The 2,779-nt window shown below is 75.4% G+C and carries 1 protein-coding gene; it reads right to left on the reverse strand.

Annotated features, from left to right (window positions below):
• A partial coding sequence (locus ACVNF4_RS34565; protein ID WP_461806817.1) for a type I polyketide synthase occupies window positions 1-2,623 on the reverse strand: 2,623 nt, incomplete at its 3' end.
• Window positions 2,624-2,779: the final 156 nt, after the last annotated feature.

Here is a 2,779-nt window from a genome sequence, read left to right on the forward strand (position 1 = left end):
ACGCCTGCGCGAGGGCGGTGCGCAGCCGGGCGGTGCCGCCTTCTCCCCGGCGCAGGGTGCCGGTGACGGCGGCGTCGTGCTCGGCGGCCTCCACGCACTGCTGGACGGAGGTGACGAGGACGGGGTGCGGGCTGGGCTCGACGAACAGCCGGTGCCCGTCGGCGAGCAGCGCGCTCACGGCGTCGGCGAACCGCACCGGTTCCCGCATGTTGCGGCACCAGTAGGCGGCGTCCAGGCCGGCCGTGTCGAGGAGGCCGCCGGTGACGGTCGAGTAGAACGGGATCCGCCCGGCACGCGGGGCGAGCCCGGCGAGATCCGCCAGCAGCCCTTCCCGCAGCACCTCCACGAACGGCGAGTGCCCGGGGCTCGCGGCGCCGGGGATCCGACGCGCCTGCACCCCGTCGGCGGCGCATGCCTCCACGAACGCGTCGCAGGCATCCGGGTCCCCGGTCAGCGCGACGGACGCGGGCCCGTTGACGGCCGCGATCCACAGCCGGTCCGCCCAGGGTGCGAGCCGCTCCCTGACCTGCTCCTCGGGCAGCAGCGCGGACGCCATGCCGCCGCTGACGGTGAGCGTGCGCAGGGCGCGGCTGCGCAGGACGACGATCCGGACGGCGTCCCGCAGGTCGAGGCCGCCCGCGAGGTGCGCGGCGGCGATCTCGCCCTGGGAGTGGCCGACGACGGCGTCCGGGGTGACGCCGTACGCCTCCCAGGTGCGGGCGAGGGACACCATGACGGTGAACAGCACCGGCTGGATCACGTCGATGCGGTCGGGGTCGACGTCGCGGGGTTCGCCGCGCAGGACGGACAGGACGTCCCAGTCGACGAGTTCCTGGACGGCCGCCGCGCAGGTGTGCGCGTGCTCGGCGAACACCGGCTCGGCGTCGAGGAGTTCGCGGGCCATGCCGAGCCACTGGGAACCCTGGCCGGGCAGGACGAACGCGGTGCGGCCGGTGACGGCGGTGCCCTCGGTGAGCGCGTCGTGCGGGCGGCCCTCGGCGAGCGCGGTGAGCCCCGCGAGGAGGGTGTCGCGGTCGGTGGTGAGGACGGCGGACCGGCGGTCGAGGGGGGTGCGGCCGAGCGCGAGGGAGCGGGCGAGGGGGCCGACGGGGAGGGCGGGGGCGTCGGTGAGGTGGGTGAGGAGGCGGCGGGCCTGGGCGCGCAGGGCGGTCGTGCTGCGGGCGGACAGGAGGGCGGGCAGCGGACCGGGGGCGGTGTCCGGCGCGGACTCCTCGTCGCTGGGGGCCTGTTCGAGGATGACGTGCGCGTTGGTGCCGCTCACGCCGAACGAGGAGACCCCGGCCCGGCGGGGCGCGGTCCCGTCGGACCAGGTCCTGGCCTCGGTCAGCAGCCGTACCGTGCTGGAGGACCAGTCGACGAACGGCGTCGGTTCGTCGGCGTGCAGGGTGCGGGGCATGCGGCCCGCGCGGATGGCCTGCACCATCTTGATGATGCCGCCCGCACCGGCGGCGGCCTGCGTGTGCCCGATGTTGGACTTCAGGGAGCCCAGCCACAGCGGCCGTCCCGCGGGGCGCGCGGTGCCGTAGGTGGCGAGGAGCGCGTCGGCCTCGATGGGGTCGCCGAGCCGCGTCCCGGTGCCGTGCGCCTCGACGGCGTCGATGTCGGCCGGGGTGAGGCCCGCGTCGGCGAGGGCGTCGCGGATCACCCGCTGCTGCGAGGGCCCGTTGGGGGCGCTCAGCCCGTTGGAGGCGCCGTCCTGGTTGACGGCCGAGCCGCGCACGACCGCCAGCACCGGGTGCCCGTTGCGGCGCGCGTCCGACAGGCGCTCCACGACGAGGACCCCGACACCCTCGCTCCACCCGGCCCCGTCGGCGGCGGCGCCGAACGCCTTGCAGCGGCCGTCGGGAGCGAGGGAGCCCTGCCGGGAGAGCATGACGTGCACATCGGGCGTCGACATGACGGTGACGCCACCGGCGAGGGCGAGGTCGCACTCCCCCGCGCGCAGCGAACGGACCGCGAGGTGCAGGGCGACCAGGGAGGAGGAGCAGGCGGTGTCGACGGTGACGGCCGGGCCCTCCAGGCCGAGGACGTAGGAGAGCCGCCCGGACAGCACGCTGTTGGAGACGCCGGTGGAGCCGTGGCCGTCGACGTGGCCCTCGACGGCGGTCAGGAGTCCGGCGTAGTCCTGCTGGGAGACGCCCGCGAACACTCCGGTGCGGCTGCCTTTGAGGGTGCGGGTGTCGAGGCCGGCGCGCTCCAGGGCCTCCCAGGCGCTTTCGAGGAGGAGCCGCTGCTGGGGGTCCATGGAGTGAGCCTCGCGCGGGGAGATCCCGAAGAACGCGGCGTCGAAGGTGGTGACGTCGTCGAGGAAGCCGCCCTCGCGGACGTAGCAGGTGCCTTCCTTGGCGGGGTCGGGGTCGTAGAGGGAGGGCAGGTCCCAGCCCCGGTCGGTGGGGAAGCCCGCGACGGCGTCGCGGCCCTCGTCGACGAGCCGCCACAGGTCGTCGGGGCCGCTCACCCCGCCGGGGTAGCGGCAGCCCATGCCGACGATCGCGATCGGTTCGCGGGCCGCCGCCTCCAGCTCGCCCAGCCGGCCCCGCGTGCGGTGCAGTTCCGCGGCGACCTGTTTGAGGTAGTCGCGGAGTTCGTTGTCCTCAGCCATGCGAACCGTTCACTCCTTGCCGAGTTCATTGCGGATGAAGTCCAGAAGCTCGTCGTCCGACGCGGCGGCGAGCCGGGTGTCGACGTCGGCCGTGTCCGGTGCCTGTGCGGCGGGCCCGGATTCGGCGAGCGCGCGCAGCCGGGCGGCGAAGCGGGG

It is taken from the genome of Streptomyces sp. S6 (genome assembly GCF_054880855.1).